This is a genomic window from Streptomyces sp. NK15101 (assembly GCF_020400725.1).
In the GTDB taxonomy this organism is placed as follows: domain Bacteria; phylum Actinomycetota; class Actinomycetes; order Streptomycetales; family Streptomycetaceae; genus Streptomyces.
In genome coordinates, this window is sequence record NZ_JAINVG010000083.1 from 1 (window position 1) to 22755 (window position 22755).

The window sequence follows — 22755 nt, forward strand, 5'->3', positions numbered from 1 at the left end:
TACGTCGAAGGGCCCCACCGCGAACGGTGGGGCCCTTCGACAACGTGCCCGGTGAGGCACTGGCGGAGGATACGAGATTCGAACTCGTGAGGGGTTGCCCCCAACACGCTTTCCAAGCGTGCGCCCTAGGCCTCTAGGCGAATCCTCCGGGGAGAACATTACATGACCGGGAGGGGTGCTCGCGCACACGATCTCGGGGCGGGGGTGGTCGAGGGGTGCAGGTCGGGGAGGGGGGACGGGCGGGGGTTCGGATCGGGTACGCTGGGCGGAGCCCCTCACGCGGTGCTATCTGACTGAACTCCCCCAGGGCCGGAAGGCAGCAAGGGTAGGTCGGCTCTGGCAGGTGCGTGGGGGGCGCTTGCGTTCCCCGGCCCGTGCCCTGTGCCGCGCCCCGCCCGTGCCCCGTGCCCCGTGCCGCGCACGCGCCTCCACCCCCGCCCCCTTCCCGTTTTCCCGGGTTGTCGGTGGGCGCCTATAACCTCGTATACGTGTCGTCTCTCGCGCTGTACCGCCGCTATCGCCCTGAGTCCTTCGCCGAGGTCATCGGGCAGGAGCATGTCACCGACCCGTTGCAGCAGGCCCTGCGGAACGACCGGGTCAATCACGCGTACCTGTTCAGCGGGCCCCGCGGGTGTGGCAAGACGACCAGCGCGCGCATTCTCGCGCGGTGTCTGAACTGCGAGCAGGGGCCCACGCCCACCCCGTGCGGCGAGTGCCAGTCCTGTCGGGACCTCGCCCGGAACGGTCCGGGGTCCATCGACGTCATCGAGATCGACGCCGCTTCCCACGGTGGTGTGGACGACGCCCGTGACCTGCGCGAGAAGGCCTTCTTCGGGCCCGCCTCCAGCCGGTACAAGATCTACATCATCGACGAGGCCCACATGGTCACCTCGGCGGGCTTCAACGCCCTCCTGAAGGTGGTCGAGGAGCCGCCGGAGCATCTCAAGTTCATCTTCGCCACCACCGAGCCCGAGAAGGTCATCGGGACCATCCGGTCCCGGACCCATCACTACCCCTTCCGGCTCGTGCCGCCGGGGACGCTCCGGGACTACCTCGGGGAGGTGTGCGGACGCGAGGGGATCCCCGTCGAGGACGGGGTGCTGCCGCTGGTCGTCCGCGCCGGCGCCGGTTCCGTGCGTGACTCGATGTCGGTGATGGACCAGCTGCTCGCCGGTGCCGCCGACGACGGTGTGACGTACTCCATGGCCACCTCTCTGCTCGGATACACGGACGGGTCGCTGCTCGACTCCGTCGTCGACGCGTTCGCGGCCGGGGACGGCGCCGCCGCCTTCGAGGTCGTCGACCGGGTCATCGAGGGCGGGAACGACCCCCGGCGGTTCGTCGCCGACCTGCTGGAGCGGCTGCGGGACCTCGTGATCCTCGCCGCCGTGCCCGACGCCGCCGAGAAGGGGCTGGTCGACGCCCCCGTCGACGTCATCGAGCGCATGCAGGCCCAGGCGTCCGTCTTCGGTGCGGCCGAGCTGAGCCGCGCGGCCGACCTCGTCAACGCGGGTCTCACCGAGATGCGCGGTGCCACCTCGCCCCGGCTGCAGCTGGAGCTGATCTGCGCGCGCGTGCTGCTGCCCGCCGCCTTCGACGACGAGCGTTCCCTCCAGGCGCGGCTCGACCGGCTGGAGCGCGGGGCGGCCGCCGCGCCCGCGCCCGTCTTCACGCCCGGACCGCCGGCGCCCGCCATGGCGTACGTGCCCGGGCCCGAGGCCCACACTCCGATGGCCCCGCCCCCGCCGGCCCCCGCCCCCGTCCAGCAGCCGGCTCCCGTGCCCGTGCAGGAGCAGCCCGCCGCGGTTCGGCCCGGCGCCTGGCCGGGTGCCGCCACCCCCGGCAGCGGCGCGCCCGGCGCCTGGCCCGGCGCGTCCGCGCCCGCGGCCCCGGCCCCCGCGCCCGTGCAGGACCAGCCGGCGCCGCAGGCCCCGGGGCCGGCCGCCACGGGCGGTGGCGGGGACACGGCCCAGGTGCGGAACCTGTGGCCGCAGATCCTCGACGCCGTCAAGAACCGGCGCCGCTTCACCTGGATCCTGCTCAGCCAGAACGCCCAGGTGGCGGGGTTCGACGGCACCACGCTCCAGCTCGGCTTCCTCAACGCCGGCGCCCGGGACAACTTCGCCAGCAGCGGCAGCGAGGACGTCCTCAAGCAGGCCCTCGCCGAGCAGTTCAACGTGAACTGGAAGATCGAGGCGATCATCGACCCCTCGGGCGGCGCCGCGCCCCCGCCCGCCGCCACCGGCTTCGGCGGTTCGGGCGGAACCGGAGGCTTCGGTGGAGGCGGCGCCGGTGGTTTCGGGGGTGGAGGCGGCGCCGGAGGCTTCGGCGGCGGCCGGTCCGCCGCGCCCGCGCCCGCGTCCGCCCCCGCCCCCGCGCCCGCGTTCCAGCAGGCCCCGCCGCCCGCCCCCGTGCAGCCGCAGCCCGCTCCGGCCGCCGCGTTCCAGCAGGCCCCGCCGCCCGCTCCCGCGCCCGCGTACACCCCGCCGGCGCCGCAGCCCGTGGCGCCCGAGGACGACGTCCCGGAGGAGGACGACCCGGACCTCGTCGACTCCGCGCTCTCCGGGCACGACCTGATCGTGCGCGAGCTGGGGGCCACGGTTGTGGAGGAATACACGAACGAGTAGGGCCGTCTCGCTCGGTGGCCCGCACAAGGGGCATCCCGCCCCGCGGGCTACCCTGGCAGGCGTGAAGGTCCTCGTCATCGGCGGCGGCGCCCGCGAACACGCCCTGTGCCGCTCTCTCTCCCTCGATCCCGACGTCACCGCTCTGCACTGCGCGCCCGGCAACGCCGGAATCGCGGAGGTCGCGGAGCTGCACCCCGTCGACCAGCTGGACGGCGCGGCCGTCGCCGCGCTCGCCACCGAGCTGGGCGCCGACCTGGTCGTCGTCGGCCCGGAGGCCCCGCTCGTCGCCGGCGTCGCCGACGCCGTCCGCGCGGCCGGCATCCCCGTCTTCGGCCCGTCCCGGGAGGCGGCGCAGCTGGAGGGCTCCAAGGCCTTCGCCAAGGACGTCATGGCCGGCGCCGGGGTCCCCACCGCCCGCAGCTACGTCTGCACCACCCCGAAGGAGATCGACGAGGCGCTCGACGCCTTCGGCGCTCCGTACGTGGTCAAGGACGACGGCCTCGCGGCCGGCAAGGGCGTCGTCGTCACCGATGACGTCGAGCAGGCGCGGGCGCACGCGCTCGCCTGCGACCGGGTGGTCATCGAGGAGTACCTGGACGGCCCCGAGGTCTCCCTCTTCGCCATCACCGACGGCACCACCGTCCTCCCGCTCCAGCCCGCGCAGGACTTCAAGCGCGCGCTCGACGGCGACGAGGGCCCGAACACCGGTGGCATGGGCGCCTACTCGCCGCTGCCCTGGGCCGACCCGAATCTGGTCGGGGAGGTCCTGGAGACCGTCCTGCAGCCGACGGTCGACGAGCTGCGCCGCCGCGGCACGCCGTTCTCCGGTCTCCTCTACGCGGGTCTGGCGATCACCGGCCGCGGTGTCCGGGTCATCGAGTTCAACGCGCGCTTCGGCGACCCCGAGACCCAGGTCGTCCTGGCCCGTCTGAAGACCCCGCTCGCGGGCGTCCTGCTGAACTCCGCGAACGGCACCCTGGACGACCAGGCCCCGCTGAGCTGGAGCGACGAGGCCGCCGTCACCGTGGTCGTCGCCTCCCACAACTACCCGGACACCCCGCGCACGGGCGACCCGATCGAGGGCCTGGACGAGGTCGCGGAGAAGGACGCCCCGCACGCGTACGTGCTCCACGCCGGTACGAAGCGGAGCGAGGACGGAGCGGTCCTGAGCGCCGGCGGGCGCGTCCTGTCGGTCACCGCCACCGGTTCGGACCTGACGCAGGCGCGCGAGCGCGCGTACGCGGCGGTCGGCCGTATCCGCCTTGACGGTTCGCAGCACCGCACGGACATCGCGCGGAAGGCCGCCGAGGCCTGATCCCGCTTGATTCCGGCTGATTCAACCCGATTCCCCTTGTGGCCGTGTGGTGCGGAATTCGTGAACCACACGGCCACAAGTGCGCCATCACCTTTACCCAAAGCCATTCCATCGAGTGACGGCTCGGCCATACGGATGACGCCCGCCACGGCCCCAACTAGGGTGCGGCGAAGGCATTCCGGCACTTGGCCCACCGGCATTGCGATGTCAGTGGCGGGTGCCACAGTGGGGGAGTGAGCAACACCGCCACAGGCAGTCCCGTCGAGGACAGGAGGGGGTGATGAACGGCGTGTCCGGTACCGGTTCCGTTGTCGGCGAGGAGTGGGGTGCGCGCGCCGCGCGCTCCCGGGCCCTCGCCGTCCTCCGCGTCCGAGGCAGGGCGCTGGGCCTCGCCGTGCTCCCCGCCGCCGTGGCCGTCGTCCTGTACGCGGGCGGGGTCACCGGCCACTTCACCGGAGCGGCCTGGGACACGGCCCGCTGGATCGTGACCGTCCTCGCCGTCGTCGTGCTCCTCGCCGCCGCGGCCGTCGCCCTCGTCGTCGCCCGGGCCCGTCCGGCCGCCACGCCGACGGTGGAGCTCGCCGAGTCCGCCGCCCCCGACCTGTACCGGCTCGTCCGCGATCTGGCCGACCGGCTCGGCGTTCCGGCGCCCGCCGCGATAGCCCTGACCCCGGACTGCGACAGCTGGCTGGAGGACCGCACCCACCGGGCCCACCGCCCGCACCGGACGTCCGGCGGAGACGGCGCCCCGGTCCTGGTCATAGGCTCGCCCTTCCTGTGGTGGATGCGCGTCGGCGAGCTGCGGGCGGTCCTCGCCCCCGTCGTCGCCGGTACGGGGCCCGCCGCCCACCCCGACATAGCCGCCGCCCGCCGCTTCGTCCGCGGTCTGGACGCCGCCGTCGCCGTGCCCCGGACCCCCGGCCTCGACCCGCTCCGCCGGATCGGCGCCCACGGCGTCGGGCAGGTCGCCCGCGTGCTGCTGCGCGCCTGCCGCGGGCACGCCGCCGAGATGGAGCGCGGAGTCGCCGCTGCCGGCTCGGAGCGCGCCCAGGCCGTGGACTACGGCGTACGGATCGTCGCCCAGGAGCAGGTCGGCCTGGCCTACGCGGGCTGGGACCGCCTGCTCACCCGGGTCGCGCTGCCCGCCTGGCGCATGGGCCGCTGGCCCGCCAGGCTCGACGCGGGCGTGGTCTCCGCCCTGACCGAGCTCTCCCGCCGGGACCGGCTCGCGGAGGGCTTCTCCTCCCGGCTCGGCGAGCGCCCCGCCTGCGACCTCCTGGAGGAGCCCGGCGCCGTCGACGAGGCCACCTCCCTGCTCGCCGCCCGTCTCTTCCACGGCGGCCCGGCCGAGCCCGGCCCCGACTGGGCCCCGGTGGAGTGGAGCCAGTATCCGGAGGAGGTCGTCGACCGGAAGTGGCGCACAGACGCCGCCCGCCTGCACCAGGTCCTCGACGGCCTCGGCGTGGCCGCACCCGCCGACGGACCGGCCTCCGGCGCGTCCGGCCCGACCCTGACCCGCGTGATGGCCCACCTGACGACCCCCCGTCCCGAGCACGAGCCCCAGCACGAGCGCGCCACCACCGCCGACGAGCCCGAGCCGCGGCGGACCGTCGGCGTCGACGGGCGCGAGCCGCAGCGCACCACCGCCGCCGCCGCCGGGCCCCGGCCCGAGCGCGGCCCTGGTGCCGACGGACCCGAGCCCCCGGCCGACACCGACGAGCACGATCCCGAACCGCAGCCGCAGCCCCAGCCCGCCGCCGCCCACGCCGACGAGCACGAGCCCGGCCTCGTCCTTTCCGGTGGTCCCGAAGACGACGACGATCCGGTCAACCCCGCCGCCGAGACGCTCGCCGGGGCGCTCAGCGCGCTCCTCGCCCGCGAGGACGCGGCCCGGGAGGCCAGGGTCGCCGCGGCGGCCGCGACCGCCCGTGCCGCCGACAAGGGCGAGCGGGCCGGCACCGCCGTCCCCGACGCCGTCAGCGGCCCCGACGGGCCCCTGCCGCTGTTCCCGCTCCAGCCGCCCCGCACCGGCCGCGACCTGCTCGCCGACCACGTGACCGCGATGGTCTGCTGTGCGGCCGTGGACACGGCCGAGGCCGCTCCCGGCCTCGACTGGCTCGACGGACCCGCCCTGCTCGTCGGCGGCGAGCGCGCGGCGGACCTCGGGCCCCGGGTCCTCGCGCTCGTCGAGGACGGCGACCCGGAGCCGCTGCGGGCCTGGCTCGCCCGCACCGGGGTGCGCCCGGAGAAGCCCGTACGCCTGGTCTGAGACCCCTCCGGGAAGGGCACCAGCCGGAGTCCCGGCTTCCACTCTCGTCAATTCACGACGAACGGTGACGGAGTGCGTGCGTTATGTGATGTGCTGGAGACCGTCACTGACAGAGGCACGGACCGCAGGCACGCATCACGGGCACTGCACAGGCACTGAACGGGCATCGAACAGGCACTGACCGGACGACCGGGGGAGTCGAGGGAGGGGCGCACATGGGGGCGGAGCAGATCAGACGGTGGGAGTCGGGTGCGCTCGCGCACGCCGTGTCCGATCCCTTCGGCCAGGGCCCGCTGCCCTGGCTGCGGGGCTCGGAGAACTACTTCGACGACACCGGCCAGATGGTCCCCTGGTACGCGGACGAGACCCTTGCCCGCGGCGGCGGCGGCGGTCCGCGCACGGCGGACGACGTCCGGCGCCAGATCAAGGGCTTCGCGTCCGACGGGGCCGTGGCGCCGGGCGAGTCGATCGATTTCCACATCACCGTGGACCCGCCGCAGCAGTTCTCGGTCGACGTCTATCGGATCGGGCACTACGGCGGCGACGGCGCAGCGAAGATCACCACCAGCCCGCGGCTCTCGGGGATCGTCCAGCCGGCCCCGCTCACCGCCGACCGCACGGTCTCCTGCCACCACTGGTGGCAGTCCTGGCGGCTGCAGGTCCCCGCGTACTGGTCGATCGGCGCGTACGTCGCCGTCCTCACCACCGTCGACGGCTACCGCTCGCACATCCCCTTCACGGTCCGCGACAACCACCCGGCGGACCTGCTCCTCGTCCTCCCGGACGTGACCTGGCAGGCGTACAACCTCTACCCGGAGGACGGCCACACCGGCGCCAGCCTCTACCACGCCTGGGACGAGGAAGGCCGGCTGCTCGGCGAGGAGGAGGCGGCCGTCACCGTCTCCTTCGACCGGCCGTACGCGGGCGCGGGCCTGCCGCTGCACGTGGGGCACGCGTACGACTTCATCCGTTGGGCCGAGCGGTACGGATACGACCTGGCGTACGCCGAGACCCGGGACCTGCACGCGGGCCGGGTCGACCCGAGCCGCTACCGGGGCCTGGTCTTCCCGGGCCACGACGAGTACTGGTCGGCACCGATGCGCCGGACCGCCGAACTCGCCCGCGACCAGGGCACCTCGCTCGTCTTCCTCTCCGCCAACACCATGTACTGGCAGGTGGAGCTGGGCCCCTCGCCGTCCGGGGTGCCGGACCGCCTCCTCACCTGCCGCAAGCGGCGCGGCCCCGGCCGTCCCGCGCTCTGGCGCGAGGTCGACCGGCCCGAGCAGCAGCTCCTCGGCATCCAGTACGCGGGCCGGGTGCCCGAACCGAACCCGCTGGTCGTACGGAACGCCGACCACTGGCTCTGGGAGGCCACCGGCGCGGGCGACGGCGACGAGCTCCCGGGCCTGGTCGCGGGCGAGGCCGACCGCTACTTCCCGCGCACCGCGCTGCCGGAGCACCAGGGCCGCATCCTGCTCGCGCACTCGCCCTACCGGGACGGCGAGGGGGCGCTCCGCCACCAGGAGACGAGTCTCTACCGGGCCCCGTCCGGCGCCTGGGTCTTCGCGTCCGGCACGTTCGCCTGGTCGCCGGCGCTGGACCGGCCGGGGCACGTCGACGCCCGGATCCAGCGCGCCACCGCGAACCTCCTCGACCGGATCTGCAAGAGGGACTGAGCGGGGGGTCACAGGGCCTCGCGGTCGGGTCCGCCCGGATGTGCGAGAGAATCGGACTCGCTCCTGGATCAACCTACGCGGAGGAACCGTGTCCGGATTCGTAGAAAAGCCCGAGCCCGTCCAGGTCCCGGGCCTGACCCATCTCCACACGGGCAAGGTCCGCGACCTGTACCGGAACGAGGCGGGCGACCTCGTCATGGTGGCGAGCGACCGCATGTCGGCCTACGACTGGGTGCTGCCCACCGAGATCCCCGACAAGGGCCGGGTCCTCACCCAGCTCTCCCTGTGGTGGTTCGACAAGCTCACCGACCTGGTCCCGAACCACGTGCTCTCCACCGACCTGCCGGCCGGCGCCCCCGCCGACTGGGAGGGCCGCACGCTCATCTGCAAGTCGCTGAACATGGTCCCGGTCGAGGCCGTCGCGCGCGGCTACCTCACCGGCTCCGGCCTGCTGGAGTACAACGAGTCCCGCACGGTCTGCGGCCTCGCCCTGCCCGAGGGCCTGACCGACGGCTCCGAGCTGCCCGCGCCGATCTTCACCCCGGCGACCAAGGCCGCCGTCGGCGACCACGACGAGAACGTGTCGTACGAGGAGGTCGCCCGCCAGGTCGGCGCCGAGACGGCCGCGCTGCTGCGCCAGACGACCCTCGCCGTCTACTCCCGGGCCCGGGACATCGCCCGTGACCGCGGGATCATCCTGGCCGACACGAAGTTCGAGTTCGGCTTCGAGAGCACTCCGGAGGGCGACCGCCTGGTCATCGCCGACGAGGTCCTCACCCCGGACTCCTCGCGCTTCTGGCCGGCCTCCGAGTGGGAGCCGGGCCGCGCCCAGCCCTCGTACGACAAGCAGATCGTGCGGAACTGGCTGACCTCGCCGGCCTCCGGCTGGGACCGCAAGAGCGAGCAGCCGCCGCCGGCCCTGCCGCAGGAGGTCGTGGAGAAGACCCGCGCCAAGTACATCGAGGCGTACGAACTCCTCACCGGCCAGGCCTGGTCCTAGCCCGGGAACGAGAAAGCCCCCGGTCGATTCGACCGGGGGCTTCTTCATGGAGCGGACGACGAGATTCGAACTCGCGACCCTCACCTTGGCAAGGTGATGCTCTACCAACTGAGCCACGTCCGCGTGCGCCGTAGCGCGCTGCTAACTATACCCAACCCGGCGGGTGCTCGTGACACACCGCCGTGTGGGGCCCTTCACATTCTTCGGGAACACGACGAAGGCCCCGGTTCCTGAGAACCGGGGCCTTCGTACTCCCTGAGCGGACGACGAGATTCGAACTCGCGACCCTCACCTTGGCAAGGTGATGCTCTACCAACTGAGCCACGTCCGCATTGCTACCGGTCGGCTTTCGCCGCTCGGTGCGAGCACCACTCTACCTGATCCACCGGAGTGGTCGGTAACGCGATCTCGCAGAGCGGGTGACAGGGATCGCACACTGCGCCTTCCCCCTGGAAGGGGGCTGTTCTGCTACTGAACTACACCCGCACGCTGCTGGGGACTCGGCTTTTTCGGCCTCGCCCCTCGGCGTGATCCAGACTCTACCGGATCATGGGGGGTGCAATGCAAATCGGCTCGGCCCGCCCCGTGGGGCCCGCTCGGCCCACCCCCCGGCGGCCCCGCTCAGCCCGCCGCGTGGAAGGCCTCGTAGACGCGCTTCGGGATCCGGCCGCGGGCGGGCACGTCCATCTTGTTGGACTGGGCCCAGGCGCGGACCGCCGCCGGGTCGGGGGCGAGGGCGGTGTGCGTGTACGAGGTCGCCGTGGCGCTCCGGCCGGCCGTCACCCGGGCCGGCAGCTTGCGGCCGGCGGCGAGGTAGGGCGCGAGGGCCTTGCGGAGTTTCTTTGCATTGGCAGCATTCAGGTCGATCTCGTACATCTTCCCGTCCAGGCCGAACGCGACCGTTTCAGCCGCTTCTCCGCCGTCGATGTCGTCGGAGAGAGTGACCACCACACGCTGAGCCACGGATATCGGTCCTTTCCTGCGGCCGCCGCGGTCGGGGGGACGCTTGTGGCGCCCCTGACGTGCGGCGATGCCGACCTTACGGCTGTGCCGGGACAATGCTGCTTTCTTCTGGATTCCTTTGTACAGCGGTGGGTGTCGCATTGTGAAGCCCCGGCAATTGTTTCAGCGTGTCCCGGCGCAATGTGGTCCGCAATATTTCGCTCGAATTTTGTGTGGAGCGTGTGTCCGGAGCCTGGATGCCGTTCGTGTGACGCACACCGCTCCGAACCGGGCTTTTGTAGGATCCTTCAGATCTCTACCCGCGTAGAATTTGGAGGCAGGTACGCTGAGGGAACCGCCCGCAACACACCACCGGGAGTGCCAGTGGCACGCGTCGTAGTCGACGTCATGCTCAAGCCGGAGATCCTCGACCCGCAGGGACAGGCGGTGCAGCGCGCACTGCCCCGCCTCGGGTTCGCCGGAATCGCCGACGTCCGTCAGGGGAAGCGCTTCGAGCTGGAGGTGGAGGGACCGGTCGACGACGCCGCCCTCGCCCGCATCCATGAGATGGCCGAAACCTTCCTTGCCAACACCGTGATCGAAGACTTCGTCGTGAAGGTGGAGTCGTGACCGCACGCATCGGCGTCGTCACGTTCCCCGGAACGCTCGACGACCAGGACGCGCTGCGTGCCGCCCGCCTGGCGGGCGCCGAGCCCGTGTCGCTCTGGCACCGGGACAAGGACCTCAAGCAGGTCGACGCCGTGGTCCTGGCCGGCGGCTTCTCCTACGGCGACTACCTGAGGGCCGGAGCCATCTCCCGCTTCTCGCCGGTGATGGAGACGATCATCGAGCAGGCGAAGGCGGGCATGCCCGTCCTCGGCATCTGCAACGGCTTCCAGATCCTCACCGAGGCCCATCTGCTGCCGGGCGCGATGCTGCGCAACAACCACCTCCACTTCATCTGCCGCGACCAGAAGCTGCGGGTGGAGAACGCGGAGACCGCCTGGACCTCGGACTACACCGAGGGCCAGGAGATCGAGGTCCCGCTCAAGAACATGGACGGCCGCTACGTCGCCGACGAGCGCACGCTCGACGAGCTGGAGGCCGAGGGGCGGGTCGCCTTCCGCTACCTGGACATGAACCCCAACGGCTCGCTGCGCGACATCGCGGGCATCACCAACGCCGCGGGCAACGTGGTCGGCCTCATGCCGCACCCGGAGCACGCCGTCGAGCCGCTGGTCGGCACCGGCAAGACGGACGGCCTCGGTTTCTTCACCTCGATCCTCAAGAAGCTGGTCAACGCCTGATGAGCCTCGACACCGTCAAGCACGCGAGCGAGACGCCGGACAGCGAGCAGCCCTGGAAGGAGCTCGGCCTCAAGGAGGACGAGTACGCGCGCATCCGCGAGATCCTCGGCCGCCGTCCCACCGGCGCCGAGCTCGCCATGTACTCCGTCATGTGGTCCGAGCACTGCTCCTACAAGAGCAGCAAGGTCCACCTGAAGCAGTTCGGCGAGAAGACCCCCGAGAACGACGCCATGCTCGTCGGCATCGGCGAGAACGCGGGCGTCGTCGACGTCGGCCAGGGGTACGCGGTCACCTTCAAGGTCGAGTCGCACAACCACCCCTCGTACATCGAGCCCTACCAGGGCGCGGCCACCGGCGTCGGCGGCATCGTCCGCGACATCCTCGCCATGGGCGCCCGCCCGGTCGCGGTCGTCGACCCGCTGCGCTTCGGCGCGGCCGACCACCCCGACACCAAGCGCGTGCTGCCCGGTGTCGTCGCCGGCATCGGCGGCTACGGCAACTGCCTGGGCCTGCCGAACATCGGCGGCGAGGTCGTCTTCGACTCCTGCTACCAGGGCAACCCGCTGGTCAACGCCGGCTGCATCGGCGTGATGAAGCACGAGGACATCCACCTCGCCAAGGCCTCCGGCCCCGGCAACAAGGTCATCCTGTACGGCGCCCGCACGGGCGGCGACGGCATCGGCGGCGTCTCGGTCCTCGCGTCCGAGACCTTCGACGACACCAAGCCGGCCAAGCGCCCCGCCGTCCAGGTCGGCGATCCCTTCCAGGAGAAGCTCCTCATCGAGTGCACCCTGGAGATCTTCAAGGAGAAGCTCGTCGCGGGCATCCAGGACCTCGGCGGCGCCGGGCTCTCCTGCGCCACCTCCGAGCTGGCCTCCGCGGGCTCCGGCGGCATGCGCGTGGACCTCGACAAGGTGCACCTGCGCGACGCGACGCTCTCGCCCGAGGAGATCCTCATGAGCGAGTCGCAGGAGCGCATGTGCGCGATCGTCGAGCCGCAGCACGTCGACCGCTTCCTGGAGATCTGCGAGAAGTGGGACGTCATCGCCGTCGTCATCGGTGAGGTCACCGAGGGCGAGCGCCTGGAGATCTTCTGGCACGGCGAGCAGATCGTCGACGTGCCGCCGCGCACGGTCGCCCACGAGGGCCCGGTCTACCACCGGCCGTTCGCCCGCCCGGAGTGGCAGGACGAGCTCCAGGCCGACGACGCCGGCAAGCTGCCCCGGCCGCAGAACGGCGCCGAGCTGAAGGACCAGGTCCTCAAGCTCGTCTCCTCGCCGAACCAGGCCTCCAAGTCCTGGATCACGGACCAGTACGACCGGTTCGTGCAGGGCAACACGGTCCTGGCGCAGCCCGAGGACGCCGGCATGGTCCGCATCGACGAGGAGACCAACCTCGGCGTGGCCATGGCGACCGACGGCAACGGCCGCTACGCCAAGCTCGACCCGTACGCGGGCGCGCAGCTCGCGCTCGCGGAGGCGTACCGCAACGTCGCCGCCTCCGGCGCCAAGCCGCTCGCCATCTCGGACTGCCTGAACTTCGGTTCGCCCGAGGACCCGGCCGTGATGTGGCAGTTCGCCGAGGCCACCCGTGGTCTCGCGGACGGCTGCCTCGCGCTCGGCACCCCGGTCACCGGCGGCAACGTGTCGCTGTACAACCAGACCGGTGAGGTCGCCATCCACCCGACGCCCGTCGTGGCCGTCCTCGGTGTGATCGACGACGTCAACCGCCGCACCCCGATCGCCTTCGCGGAAGAGGGCCAGCTCCTCTACCTGCTCGGCGACACCAAGGAGGAGTTCGGCGGCTCGGCCTGGTCCGAGGTGATCCACCAGCACCTCGGCGGCATGCCGCCGGCCGTGGACCTCGACCGGGAGAAGCTGCTCGGCGAGATCCTGATCTCGGCCTCGCGCGACGGCATGATCGACGCGGCGCACGACCTGTCCGACGGCGGTCTCGTGCAGGCGGTCGTCGAGTCCTGCCTGCGCGGCGGGAACGGCGCGCGCCTGGTCGTCCCGGAGGGCCTGGACGCCTTCACGTTCCTCTTCAGCGAGTCGGCCGGCCGTGCGGTCGTCGCCGTCCCGCGCAGCGAGGAGCTCCGCTTCACCGACATGTGCGGTGCGCGGGGTCTGCCCGCGACCCGGATCGGTGTCGTCGACGGCGACGCGGTCGACGTGCAGGGCGAGTTCACGCTCTCCCTCGCGGAGCTGCGCGAGGCGCACGAGGCGACGATCCCGGGCCTGCTGGCCTGATCGTCCGTACGCAGACGGTGTGAGCCCCCGCCCTTTCCGGGCGGGGGCTCTGCCGTACACCGGTGCCCGGGGTCAGTCGCCCGAGCCCCAGAAGGCGTCGCTCTCCACGATGTCCGCCACGCACTCGTCGATGTCGGAGATCTTGCCGCCGATGATCGTGAAGAAGAGGCCGCCCTCCATCTCGATGCCCCGGTCGTTCCGGTCGGCGTGCCACTTGTGGACGGACATGGCGTGACCCCGGCCGTCCGGGTAGACGCCCTTCAGTTCCACGCGGAAGGTGCCGCCGGTCAGCTCGGAGAGCTTCGCGTAATGGCCCAGGACGTTGTCCCGGCCCTTGAAGTGCCCGGACATCTGACTCTCGCCGGGCGAATGATGGGTGCAGTCGCTGGTCATCAGGGAGGTGAGCGTCTCCATGTCGCCGGCGGTGAACGCTTCGTATCCCCGGCGAACCAGGGCTGCGTCGGGGTGCTCGTGATGGGTCATGGTCCCGTCGCCTGCTCTCGCTGCGATTGGCTCCGTTCCTTCCAGTCTCGGGGCTAGCCTCGGGCCATGCCACCTGCCAAGAAGCGCGCCCGCAGTTACGACTCCGCCAAGACCAGGGCGGCCGTCCTGGCCCAGTTCCGGAACGTCCGGGAGGCGGTGACCGCGCTCACGCCCGGGCAGCTGGACGGCCCGACCCGGCTGGGGGAGTGGACGGTGCGGGACCTGACGGCGCACCTGACGATGGTGCTCGCGTCCCTGTCCCGGAAGCTCGCGGAGCCCGAGCCCGCGCGGAAGGAACTCGCCCTGGTCGACTGGCCCCTGGCCACGGCGACGGCGGCGGTGAGCATCGACGAGGACACCCGGGCGATCGACACGGCCGACCTGCCCGCGCTGTACGCGGAGACCCTCGCGCGGTACGAGGAGGCGGTCGCGGCCGTCTCCGACGAGCGGCTCGTCCCGACCCGCTTCGGAGCGATGCGGCTCGGGGACTTCCTCGTGACCCGGACCGTCGAACTCGTCGTCCACACCGACGACCTGAACGCGGCGACCGGCGCCGACGTCCCGTACGACCGCCAGGCGCTCGCCGCCTGCACCCGGCTGCTCGCCGACGCGCTCGCGGCGAAGGCGCCGGGCGGGGCGGTCGAGGTGCGGATCCCGCCGTACGCGGTGGTGCAGTGCGTGGAGGGCCCCCGGCACACCCGGGGCACCCCGCCGAACGTGGTGGAGACGGACCCGCTGACCTGGCTCCGGCTGGCGACGGGCCGTACGGAGTGGGCGGCGGAGCTGGCCGCGGCGCACGTGAGCGCGAGCGGGGAGCGTGCGGATCTGAGCGGTCTGCTCCCTCTGATGGGCTGATCCCGGAACCGTACGGCGGCCCGTTCCGTCCCATCGGCATGTCGAAGCCACGCGCACTCGTCGTTCTGGTCCCCCTCCTCCTGCTCACCGCCTGCGGTACGGAGGGAGGCGCCGGTTCCGGTGGTGCGGACACCGTCTCCCCGGACCTGCCGGTCGCCGGCACGCACTGGACGGTCGACGCCGTCACGGTCGACGGCCGCAGGTCGGCCGCGCCCGACGGCGCCCGCGTCGACTTCGAGTCCGGGGGCCGCGTCCGGGGGAACAGCGGCTGCAACACCTTCGGCGCCGGTGTGGTGGTGCGGGGCGACACCCTCACGGTCTCCCCGGACGGGGTGACCGAGATCGGCTGTCCCACCGACCGGCAGCGCTTCGAGACGGAACTGCTCAAGGCCTTCTCGGGCCCGCTGAAGGGGACGATGAAGGGCGACGGCCTCCGGCTGGCCTCGGCCGACGGGCGCAACAGCGTGGAGCTGACGGCCGAGGAGGAGGCCCCGCTGCGGGGCACCACCTGGAAGGTCGAGGGGCTGGTGTCGGGGGGCACGGCGTCCTCGCTCCCCGCCGGCAGCGGCGCCAAGGCGCGCCTCGTCCTCGGTGCCGACGGCCGGATCACCGGCAACCTGGGCTGCAACGACTTCTCCGCGGTCGCGCGCCTCGACGAGAAGGCCCGGACCCTCACCGTCGAGGGCCCGGCGGCGACGACCCGGATGATGTGCACGGGCCCGCAGATGCGGCTGGAGACGAAGCTGTACGAGCTCCTCGACGGCCCGCTCTCGTATCGGCTGAACCAACGAACGCTGACCCTCACCGACGCCTCCGGCGAGGGCCTCACGGCGACCGCGAACGCCCGCTGAACGGACGCCGACTGCGGCGTCCGTCACATCGCGGGAGCGCCCCGGGCCTGGTACGAGCGTCCGCTCGCCGGGGCCCGGGGGCCGGAATCCCTTACCCCGCCTGCTTCGTAGCCCTCTCCAAGCCCGAGTTGATCATTTGGTGGGATCGTACGAGGGCGACCACCCCCGCATTTCCTCAATTCGGACCAGTGGTCGAGCCCGTCTACACTCGGGAACGTGCCACGTGGTGACGGTCGACTCAATCACGACCTGCTTCCCGGCGAGAAGGGCCCCCAGGACGCTTGCGGCGTCTTCGGTGTCTGGGCTCCGGGTGAAGAGGTCGCAAAGCTCACGTACTTCGGGCTCTACGCCCTCCAGCATCGGGGTCAGGAATCCGCGGGAATCGCGGTCAGCAATGGCTCCCAGATCCTCGTCTTCAAGGACATGGGCCTCGTGTCCCAGGTCTTCGACGAGACCTCTCTCGGTTCCCTCCAAGGTCATATCGCGGTCGGTCACGCCCGCTACTCGACCACCGGGGCCTCCGTGTGGGAGAACGCGCAGCCGACGTTCCGGGCGACCGCCCACGGCTCGATCGCGCTCGGCCACAACGGCAACCTGGTGAACACGGCGCAGCTCGCCGAGATGGTCGCCGACCTGCCCAAGAAGGAAGGCCGCGCGACCCAGGTCGCCGCCACCAACGACACCGACCTGGTCACCGCGCTCCTCGCGGGCCAGGTGGACGAGGACGGCACGCCGCTCACCATCGAGCAGGCCGCCGCGAAGGTCCTCCCCGAGGTCCGGGGCGCCTTCTCCCTCGTCTTCATGGACGAGCACACGCTCTACGCGGCCCGTGACCCGCAGGGCATCCGCCCGCTGGTCCTCGGCCGTCTGGAGCGCGGCTGGGTGGTCGCCTCCGAGTCCGCCGCCCTCGACATCTGCGGCGCCAGCTTCGTCCGCGAGGTCGAGCCGGGCGAGATGATCGCGATCGACGAGAACGGCATCCGCACCTCGCGATTCGCGGAAGCGAAGCCCAAGGGCTGTGTCTTCGAGTACGTCTACCTGGCCCGTCCCGACACCGACATCGCCGGGCGGAACGTGTACCTCTCCCGCGTGGAGATGGGCCGCCGCCTCGCGAAGGAGGCGCCGGTCGAGGCCGACCTGGTGATAGCGACGCCGGAGTCCGGCACCCCGGCGGCCATCGGCTACGCCGAGGCCTCGGGCATCCCCTTCGGCGCCGGCCTGGTGAAGAACGCCTACGTCGGGCGCACCTTCATCCAGCCCTCCCAGACCATCCGCCAGCTGGGCATCCGGCTGAAGCTGAACCCCCTCAAGGAAGTCATCAAGGGGAAGAAGCTCGTGGTCGTCGACGACTCGATCGTCCGCGGCAACACCCAGCGCGCGCTGGTCCGGATGCTCCGCGAGGCCGGTGCGGCCGAGGTCCACATCCGGATCTCCTCGCCGCCGGTCAAGTGGCCCTGCTTCTTCGGCATCGACTTCGCGACCCGCGCGGAGCTGATCGCCAACGGGATGTCGGTCGAGGAGATCGGCAAGTCGCTGGGCGCGGACTCGCTCTCGTACATCTCCCTGGAGGGGATGATCGAGGCGACCACGATCCAGAAGCCGAACCTCTGCCGTGCCTGCTTCGACGGCGAGTACCCGATGGAGCTGCCGGACCCCGAGCTGCTCGGCAAGCAGCTCCTGGAGACCGAGCTGGCGGCCGGCCCGGCCGCCACCGCGGCCTCCGACGCCCTCCGGCGCCCGTAAGACCCCGCTGCACACCCGCAGTACGACACGAAAGCTCTGAACCCATGTCTCAGACCACCGGTGCCAGCTACGCGTCCGCGGGCGTCGACATCGAAGCGGGCGACCGCGCCGTCGAGCTCATGAAGGAGTGGGTGAAGAAGACGCAGCGCCCCGAGGTCCTCGGCGGCCTCGGTGGTTTCGCCGGCCTCTTCGACGCCTCCGCCCTCAAGCGCTACGAGCGTCCGCTGCTCGCCTCGGCGACCGACGGCGTCGGCACGAAGGTCGACGTCGCCCGCCAGATGGGCGTGTACGACACGATCGGCCACGACCTGGTCGCGATGGTCATGGACGACATCGTCGTCTGCGGCGCCGAGCCGCTCTTCATGACCGACTACATCTGTGTCGGCAAGGTCCACCCCGAGCGGGTCGCCGCCATCGTCAAGGGCATCGCCGAGGGCTGCGTCCTGGCCGGCTGCGCCCTGGTCGGCGGCGAGACGGCGGAGCACCCGGGCCTCCTCGGCCCGGACGACTTCGACGTCGCCGGCGCGGGCACGGGTGTCGTGGAGTACGACCGGCTGCTCGGCGCGGACCGCATCCGTACGGGGGACGCGGTCATCGCCATGGCGTCCTCGGGCCTTCACTCCAACGGGTACTCGCTCGTCCGGCACGTGGTCTTCGACCGCGCCGGCATGACCCTCGACCAGCGGGTCGAGGAGCTCGGCCGGACGCTCGGCGAGGAGCTCCTGGAGCCCACGAAGATCTACTCGCTGGACTGCCTGGCCCTCACCAGGACCACGGACGTCCACGCCTTCAGCCACATCACGGGCGGTGGCCTCGCCGCCAACCTGGCGCGGGTGATCCCGGACGGGCTGCACGCCACGGTCGACCGCTCGACCTGGACGCCGGGCGCGATCTTCGACCTGGTCGGCAAGGCCGGTCAGGTGGAGCGCCTGGAGCTGGAGAAGACCCTCAACATGGGCGTCGGCATGATGGCAGTCGTGCCGGCCGAGTCCGTGGACGTGGCCCTGGCGACCCTGGAGGACCGCGGGGTCGAGGCCTGGGTGGCGGGCGAGATCACCGAGCGCGGGGCGCACACGACCGGCGCCGAGCTGGTCGGAGACTACGCGAAGTAGGAAGTACGGCGGGGCGCTCCTCAGGGGGCGCCCCGTTCGCGTACCCGCTTCCGGTGCGAACGGCACGCGGATAAGTACGCGGAGAAGCACGCGGACAGCACAGAAACCCGGCCGGGTGACCCCGGTCCGGGTTTCGGTGATTCAGAAGGTCAAGCGCGACGCGGGGACGTGCTCGGACCGGACTCGTCGTCCTCGTCCTCGTCGTCCGTGTTGTAGAGATCCGCGTACTGGGCGTACGGGTCGTCTTCCTCGTCGTCGTCCTCGAACGGCTCGCCATTCGGCGGCTGACTCGAAGTCGAAGCGCCCAGCTCATTGGCCAGACGCGTCAGGTCTGTCCCGCCGCTGCTGTACTTCAGCTGGCGGGCGACCTTGGTCTGCTTGGCCTTTGCCCGGCCGCGCCCCATGGCTCGACCCCCTCGGTGACGGGGCTCGTCGGCCCCAGAGTCTTGACACGCGTTCATGATTCGGAACGGGCTCTCGACAGAGAGACCGGTCCGTAGGGCTTCAACGGTACCTGTTTCCGTGGGTCTACGGTACGCCGCGCGCATCACATACCCCGGTACAGAACCTTCGAGGTGCCCTTTCCTCGCTGGTCAATCGCGATTTTAACCTCTTCTGGAGTGCCGACCCGCCGAAGGGCGTGAGCGAAGTCTCCCCGGCGGCGGGCCGGCCCTCCGTACTGCTGGGGGCGCGGATCAGGCGCGGCGGGCCTCCGCCATCCGCTGCTCGGCGATCCGGTCGGCCGCCGCGGCCGGCGGAATGCCGTCGGCCTTCGCACGTGCGAAGATCTCCAGGGTGGTGTCGAAGATCTTCGTCGCCTTCGCCTTGCAGCGGTCGAAGTCGAAGCCGTGCAGCTCGTCGGCGACCTGGATCACGCCACCGGCGTTGACCACGTAGTCGGGCGCGTAGAGGATCCCGCGCGCCTCCAGGTCCTTCTCGATGCCCGGGTGGGCGAGCTGGTTGTTGGCCGCGCCGCAGACGATGCCGGCGGTCAGGAACGGCACGGTCTCCTCGTTCAGGGCACCGCCCAGCGCACAGGGCGCGTAGACGTCGAGGCCCTCGACGCGGATCAGCGCGTCCGTGTCGGCGACCACGGTGACCTGCGGGTGCTTGTCGGTGATCCGGCGCACCGACTCCTCGCGCACATCGGTGATCACGACCTCGGCGCCGTCCTCCAGGAGGTGCTCGACCAGGTAGTGGCCGACCTTGCCGACGCCGGCGACGCCGACCTTGCGGCCGCGCAGGGTCGGGTCGCCCCAGAGGGTCTGCGCGGCGGCACGCATGCCCTGGAAGACGCCGAAGGCGGTGAGGACGGAGGAGTCGCCGGCGCCGCCGTTCTCGGGGGAGCGGCCGGTGGTCCACTGGTTGGTGCGGGCGACGACGTCCATGTCGGCGACGTAGGTGCCGACGTCGCAGGCCGTGACGTAGCGGCCGCCGAGGGAGGCGACGAAGCGGCCGTAGGCGAGGAGGAGCTCCTCGGTCTTGATCTTCTCCGGGTCGCCGATGATGACGGCCTTGCCGCCGCCCAGGTCGAGTCCGGCCATGGCGTTCTTGTACGACATGCCGCGCGACAGGTTGAGCGCGTCGGCGATCGCCTCTGCCTCGGTGGCGTACGGGTAGAAGCGGGTGCCGCCGAGGGCGGGGCCCAGGGCGGTGGAGTGGAGGGCGATGACGGCCTTGAGGCCGGTGGCGCGGTCCTGGCAGAGGACGACTTGCTCGTGGCCACCCTGCTCCGAGTGGAACAGAGTGTTCAGTACGTCGCCAGGAACGCCGGTCACATCGGTCACGGTGGTGACTCCCAAGTACGAAGCGGCGGTTGCGGCCCTCCCTGTGGGTGGGGGAGGACCAGTTCGGCAAGAGGGTAAGTCCTACCTGGGCGTAGATCGGCCTCAGTGCTCAGGATCACCCCCTCCGGGGGTACCTCCGTGGAAGGATTTGCGACATGTCGGTCGCCTCCACGGTCCCCGTCCCCTACGCGTCCTATCTGCGGGTGTACGAGCCGCTGGCCGCGTTCCCCGAGCCGGAACGGTCCCACTGGGCCCGGTACGCGCGCCGGCCGCGCGTCCCGGGGGCGCAGGAGGAGCTGCGCCGCTCGCTCGCGAACCTGCTGCCGACGCCCCCGGTGCCGGTGCCGGTGCACGAGAGCGATGAGGCCTTCGTCGCGCACCTGGACGGGGTGGTGGTGATCTGCCCGTGGCGGACCCGGCTGCGCGGCTGGCTGGCCCTGGAGGAGCTGGCGGCCGGTCCGTACCCGGGGGCGGTGCTCGACGCGATGCTGCCACCGGTGGTGCGCGCCCAGGTGGCGAGCGACTACGAGCGCTGGCTGAGCCGGAACCCGGACGCGCGGCCGTGGATCCGCACGGGGGTCTGGCAGGTGCCGCTGCGCTGGTTCGCGCTCTTCGGGGACGAGGACCGGGAGTACGAGCCGGGGGACGGGTCCACGGGCCGGGCGCCGGTGCTGCGTTACCGGACGACGATGGCCCAGGCGCGGCGGCGTCTGGCGCGGGCCCTCAAGGCGCTGCGGGAGTCGATCGACGAAGGTCCGATGACGCGGGGTCTGATCGAGGTGGGGCGCTGGCTGGAGGAGTTCCATCCGCGGGCGCTGGTGGAGCTGGACTTCGGCGGCCTGGTGTACGCGCTGCCGGCCCGGTGGCTGGCGGAGGACCGGTCGGCGGCCCAGCTGGCGGAGGGGATCGCCGCGCTGCGGGACGGGGACGACGAGGCGGCGAGCGAGGTGTACGGACGCCTCGCGGAGCGCTGGCGGGCTGTCAGGGACCTGCGTTTCGCGAACTGACACCAGTCGGACAAGTTCGTCAGGTCGGTATCGACAAGACATGTCCGGCGGGTGTAAATGATCTTCGAGTGGTGGCCGGTTTCGGTGGCCGGTTCGATGTGCGTGCCGGCGTTCGAGGCTTTCGCACCGACGGCGTGAGGACGTTGGTCCCGATCCGGGCCTTTGGCTCAAGCGTGACGGACAGCACGTAACGCACCCTTGCGCCCATCGCCCACCCTCGTGCCAAAATAGGACAAGGAGTCCGGGGAGGGTTCCTTCCGCCCAAGTTCGGGCGGAACGCTCAGCATTGCACTCTATGGGGGGTCTGAGGACTCCTGATCGCTCTGTGACTGATCGTCACAGTGGCGTGACTGTCCGTTATGGCATGGTCAGTCGACTTCCGCCGCTGATGAACACCTGCGAGGGCAATTCCATCGGTTTGGCCGACGCGGCTGGACGGATGGTGTAGTTGTAGTGCCGAGGACAAGCCGTTCGTCCTATAACCGACTCGACCCGCTTCTGCCATTTCGGGCATGGCGGGTCAAGGTGCAGAATTTAGAGGAAAGAACCGAGATAGGTTCGGTTCTCCCGAGGAGGCCGCTCATGACCGCTCGCACCCCTGATGCCGAGCCGCTGCTGACCCCCGCCGAGGTTGCCACGATGTTCCGCGTGGACCCGAAGACGGTTACCCGTTGGGCGAAGGCGGGCAAGCTCACGTCCATCCGCACGCTGGGTGGGCACCGCCGGTACCGCGAGGCCGAGGTCCGCGCGCTGCTGGCGGGCATTCCGCAGCAGCGCAGCGAGGCCTGAGGTCGCGCAGAACCCTGCAGAACCCTGCAACACCCCGTAACACCGGGCCCTTCCGGATCCCCCAATCCGGTCGCCCACCCCTAGTACTGCCGACGGATCCCTGCCCCAACAGGTGTTCGTCAACGATCGCGCTGGACTCCGCCGGGTCCAGCGCGATCTTTTTTGTGCCCGGCGCCACACTCCCTCCAGGGTGGTGCAATTGCACATATTAAATCCGGGTGGTGTAGGGAGGGTGTAAGTGCAGGGGTTTCTGAAACTCTTTCAGTGACACCCGTCACACTGACGAAGTCTTGCCAAGGGACAGCCTCTCACTTCGCGGAACGCCCCCAACCCGCCGTTGGTCATGGGTCGGTGGGACTTTCGTCCTCGGCGGCGTCCGCCGGCTCCTCGGGCTCCGGGGCCTCCATGGCGAGCCGCAGGAGGTGATGGCAGACGGCGCACTGCCGGGTGAGGTGTCCGTACCGCGACGCGGCCGCCAGATGGGCGCGCAGCAACGCGCGAGTGTCGTGCCGTGCTGCGGACGCCGCGGCCATGCGCGACCACCTCCGGTGTGGGCCCCCGGTTCCCTGAAGTCCGGGGTACCGGCGGGCGCGCGACCCCGTCAAGACACGGGAACACAACGAAGGCCCGCATCTCACGATGCGGGCCTTCACAGAGGCGATCCTGACGGGACTTGAACCCGCGACCTCCACCTTGACAGGGTGGCGAGCTAACCAACTGCTCCACAGGACCTTGGCTGCGAG

19 protein-coding genes, 5 tRNA genes and 1 other RNA gene are annotated in these 22755 nt (G+C 71.3%); 15 read left to right on the forward strand and 10 right to left on the reverse strand.

All coding sequences use genetic code 11. The features are described 5' to 3' along the window. Nucleotides 1-60 precede the first annotated feature (60 nt). Nucleotides 61-148 (reverse strand) — tRNA-Ser (locus tag K7G60_RS31125). A 118-nt stretch (nt 149-266) separates the two neighbouring features. On the opposite strand from K7G60_RS31125, the gene ffs reads away from it, so the two are divergent. The 6 genes from ffs to K7G60_RS31155 all read left to right on the forward strand — a co-directional run bounded on the left by ffs (nt 267) and on the right by K7G60_RS31155 (nt 8887). Further along, nucleotides 267-365, forward strand: an RNA gene (ffs, locus tag K7G60_RS31130) — signal recognition particle sRNA small type. A gap of 123 nt (nt 366-488) precedes the next feature. Beyond that, nucleotides 489-2627, forward strand: a complete 2139-nt coding sequence (locus tag K7G60_RS31135) for a DNA polymerase III subunit gamma and tau (protein ID WP_225804317.1) — start codon at nt 489-491, stop codon at nt 2625-2627. Nucleotides 2628-2688: 61 nt separating this feature from the next. Next, complete coding sequence (gene purD, locus K7G60_RS31140) at nt 2689-3942, forward strand: phosphoribosylamine--glycine ligase (protein ID WP_225804318.1); 1254 nt, start codon at nt 2689-2691, stop codon at nt 3940-3942. A 280-nt stretch (nt 3943-4222) separates the two neighbouring features. Further along, complete coding sequence (locus K7G60_RS31145) at nt 4223-6211, forward strand: hypothetical protein (protein ID WP_225804319.1); 1989 nt, start codon at nt 4223-4225, stop codon at nt 6209-6211. A gap of 215 nt (nt 6212-6426) precedes the next feature. Continuing rightward, on the forward strand, nt 6427-7887 hold the full coding sequence (locus K7G60_RS31150; protein ID WP_225804320.1) for a N,N-dimethylformamidase beta subunit family domain-containing protein: 1461 nt from the start codon (nt 6427-6429) through the stop codon (nt 7885-7887). Nucleotides 7888-7975: 88 nt separating this feature from the next. Further along, nucleotides 7976-8887, forward strand: coding sequence for a phosphoribosylaminoimidazolesuccinocarboxamide synthase (locus tag K7G60_RS31155; RefSeq protein WP_225804321.1), 912 nt, complete (start codon nt 7976-7978; stop codon nt 8885-8887). Nucleotides 8888-8934: 47 nt separating this feature from the next. On the opposite strand, the gene K7G60_RS31160 is transcribed toward K7G60_RS31155, so the two are convergent. The 4 genes from K7G60_RS31160 to K7G60_RS31175 all read right to left on the reverse strand — a co-directional run bounded on the left by K7G60_RS31160 (nt 8935) and on the right by K7G60_RS31175 (nt 9850). Beyond that, nucleotides 8935-9010, reverse strand: a tRNA-Gly gene (locus tag K7G60_RS31160). A gap of 135 nt (nt 9011-9145) precedes the next feature. Next, a tRNA-Gly gene (locus tag K7G60_RS31165) sits at nt 9146-9218 on the reverse strand. An 83-nt stretch (nt 9219-9301) separates the two neighbouring features. Further along, a tRNA-Gly gene (locus tag K7G60_RS31170) sits at nt 9302-9373 on the reverse strand. 135 nt (nt 9374-9508) lie between these two features. Beyond that, nucleotides 9509-9850: an Lsr2 family protein gene (locus K7G60_RS31175; RefSeq protein WP_225804322.1), complete on the reverse strand. Its 342-nt coding sequence runs from the start codon at nt 9848-9850 to the stop codon at nt 9509-9511. A 363-nt stretch (nt 9851-10213) separates the two neighbouring features. On the opposite strand from K7G60_RS31175, the gene purS reads away from it, so the two are divergent. The 3 genes from purS to purL are packed head-to-tail and all read left to right on the forward strand — an operon-like array spanning nt 10214 to nt 13385. Further along, nucleotides 10214-10459: a phosphoribosylformylglycinamidine synthase subunit PurS gene (gene purS / locus K7G60_RS31180; protein WP_015035032.1), complete on the forward strand. Its 246-nt coding sequence runs from the start codon at nt 10214-10216 to the stop codon at nt 10457-10459. Further along, complete coding sequence (purQ, locus tag K7G60_RS31185) at nt 10456-11136, forward strand: phosphoribosylformylglycinamidine synthase subunit PurQ (protein ID WP_225804323.1); 681 nt, start codon at nt 10456-10458, stop codon at nt 11134-11136. Before purS ends, purQ begins: the two co-directional genes overlap by 4 nt. After that, entirely contained in the window at nt 11136-13385 is a 2250-nt protein-coding gene (gene purL, locus K7G60_RS31190) for a phosphoribosylformylglycinamidine synthase subunit PurL (protein ID WP_225804324.1), read from the forward strand. Before purQ ends, purL begins: the two co-directional genes overlap by 1 nt. 72 nt (nt 13386-13457) lie before the next feature. Here the strand turns inward: purL and K7G60_RS31195 are convergent, their stop codons facing one another. Beyond that, nucleotides 13458-13868, reverse strand: a complete 411-nt coding sequence (locus K7G60_RS31195) for a nuclear transport factor 2 family protein (protein WP_225804325.1) — start codon at nt 13866-13868, stop codon at nt 13458-13460. A gap of 66 nt (nt 13869-13934) precedes the next feature. On the opposite strand from K7G60_RS31195, the gene K7G60_RS31200 reads away from it, so the two are divergent. The 4 genes from K7G60_RS31200 to purM all read left to right on the forward strand — a co-directional run bounded on the left by K7G60_RS31200 (nt 13935) and on the right by purM (nt 18429). Continuing rightward, nucleotides 13935-14723 carry a maleylpyruvate isomerase family mycothiol-dependent enzyme gene (locus tag K7G60_RS31200; RefSeq protein WP_225804326.1) on the forward strand — a complete coding sequence of 263 codons (789 nt, stop codon included), beginning with the start codon at nt 13935-13937 and terminating at the stop codon, nt 14721-14723. Nucleotides 14724-14761: 38 nt separating this feature from the next. Then, nucleotides 14762-15574 carry an META domain-containing protein gene (locus tag K7G60_RS31205; protein WP_225804327.1) on the forward strand — a complete coding sequence of 271 codons (813 nt, stop codon included), beginning with the start codon at nt 14762-14764 and terminating at the stop codon, nt 15572-15574. A 216-nt stretch (nt 15575-15790) separates the two neighbouring features. Then, on the forward strand, nt 15791-17317 hold the full coding sequence (purF, locus tag K7G60_RS31210) for an amidophosphoribosyltransferase (protein WP_225804328.1): 1527 nt from the start codon (nt 15791-15793) through the stop codon (nt 17315-17317). A gap of 44 nt (nt 17318-17361) precedes the next feature. Beyond that, nucleotides 17362-18429 carry a phosphoribosylformylglycinamidine cyclo-ligase gene (purM, locus tag K7G60_RS31215; RefSeq protein WP_225804329.1) on the forward strand — a complete coding sequence of 356 codons (1068 nt, stop codon included), beginning with the start codon at nt 17362-17364 and terminating at the stop codon, nt 18427-18429. A gap of 149 nt (nt 18430-18578) precedes the next feature. Here the strand turns inward: purM and K7G60_RS31220 are convergent, their stop codons facing one another. Together K7G60_RS31220 and K7G60_RS31225 are read right to left on the reverse strand one after the other, a co-directional pair. Beyond that, nucleotides 18579-18833 carry a DUF3073 domain-containing protein gene (locus tag K7G60_RS31220; protein ID WP_225804330.1) on the reverse strand — a complete coding sequence of 85 codons (255 nt, stop codon included), beginning with the start codon at nt 18831-18833 and terminating at the stop codon, nt 18579-18581. A gap of 291 nt (nt 18834-19124) precedes the next feature. After that, the gene (locus K7G60_RS31225; RefSeq protein WP_225804331.1) at nt 19125-20216 is read right to left on the reverse strand and encodes a Glu/Leu/Phe/Val dehydrogenase dimerization domain-containing protein; all 1092 of its coding nucleotides are present in this window, start codon (nt 20214-20216) and stop codon (nt 19125-19127) included. Nucleotides 20217-20371: 155 nt separating this feature from the next. On the opposite strand from K7G60_RS31225, the gene K7G60_RS31230 reads away from it, so the two are divergent. Both K7G60_RS31230 and bldC read left to right on the forward strand, forming a co-directional pair. After that, nucleotides 20372-21223 (forward strand): hypothetical protein, encoded by an 852-nt coding sequence (locus tag K7G60_RS31230; RefSeq protein WP_225804332.1) that lies wholly within the window; start codon nt 20372-20374, stop codon nt 21221-21223. Between the two features lie 582 nt (nt 21224-21805). Further along, entirely contained in the window at nt 21806-22012 is a 207-nt protein-coding gene (bldC, locus tag K7G60_RS31235; protein WP_003949541.1) for a developmental transcriptional regulator BldC, read from the forward strand. 341 nt (nt 22013-22353) lie between these two features. Here the strand turns inward: bldC and K7G60_RS31240 are convergent, their stop codons facing one another. After that, nucleotides 22354-22545 carry a DUF6274 family protein gene (locus K7G60_RS31240; protein ID WP_225804333.1) on the reverse strand — a complete coding sequence of 64 codons (192 nt, stop codon included), beginning with the start codon at nt 22543-22545 and terminating at the stop codon, nt 22354-22356. A 125-nt stretch (nt 22546-22670) separates the two neighbouring features. Further along, nucleotides 22671-22744 (reverse strand) — tRNA-Asp (locus tag K7G60_RS31245). Nucleotides 22745-22755 lie beyond the last annotated feature (11 nt).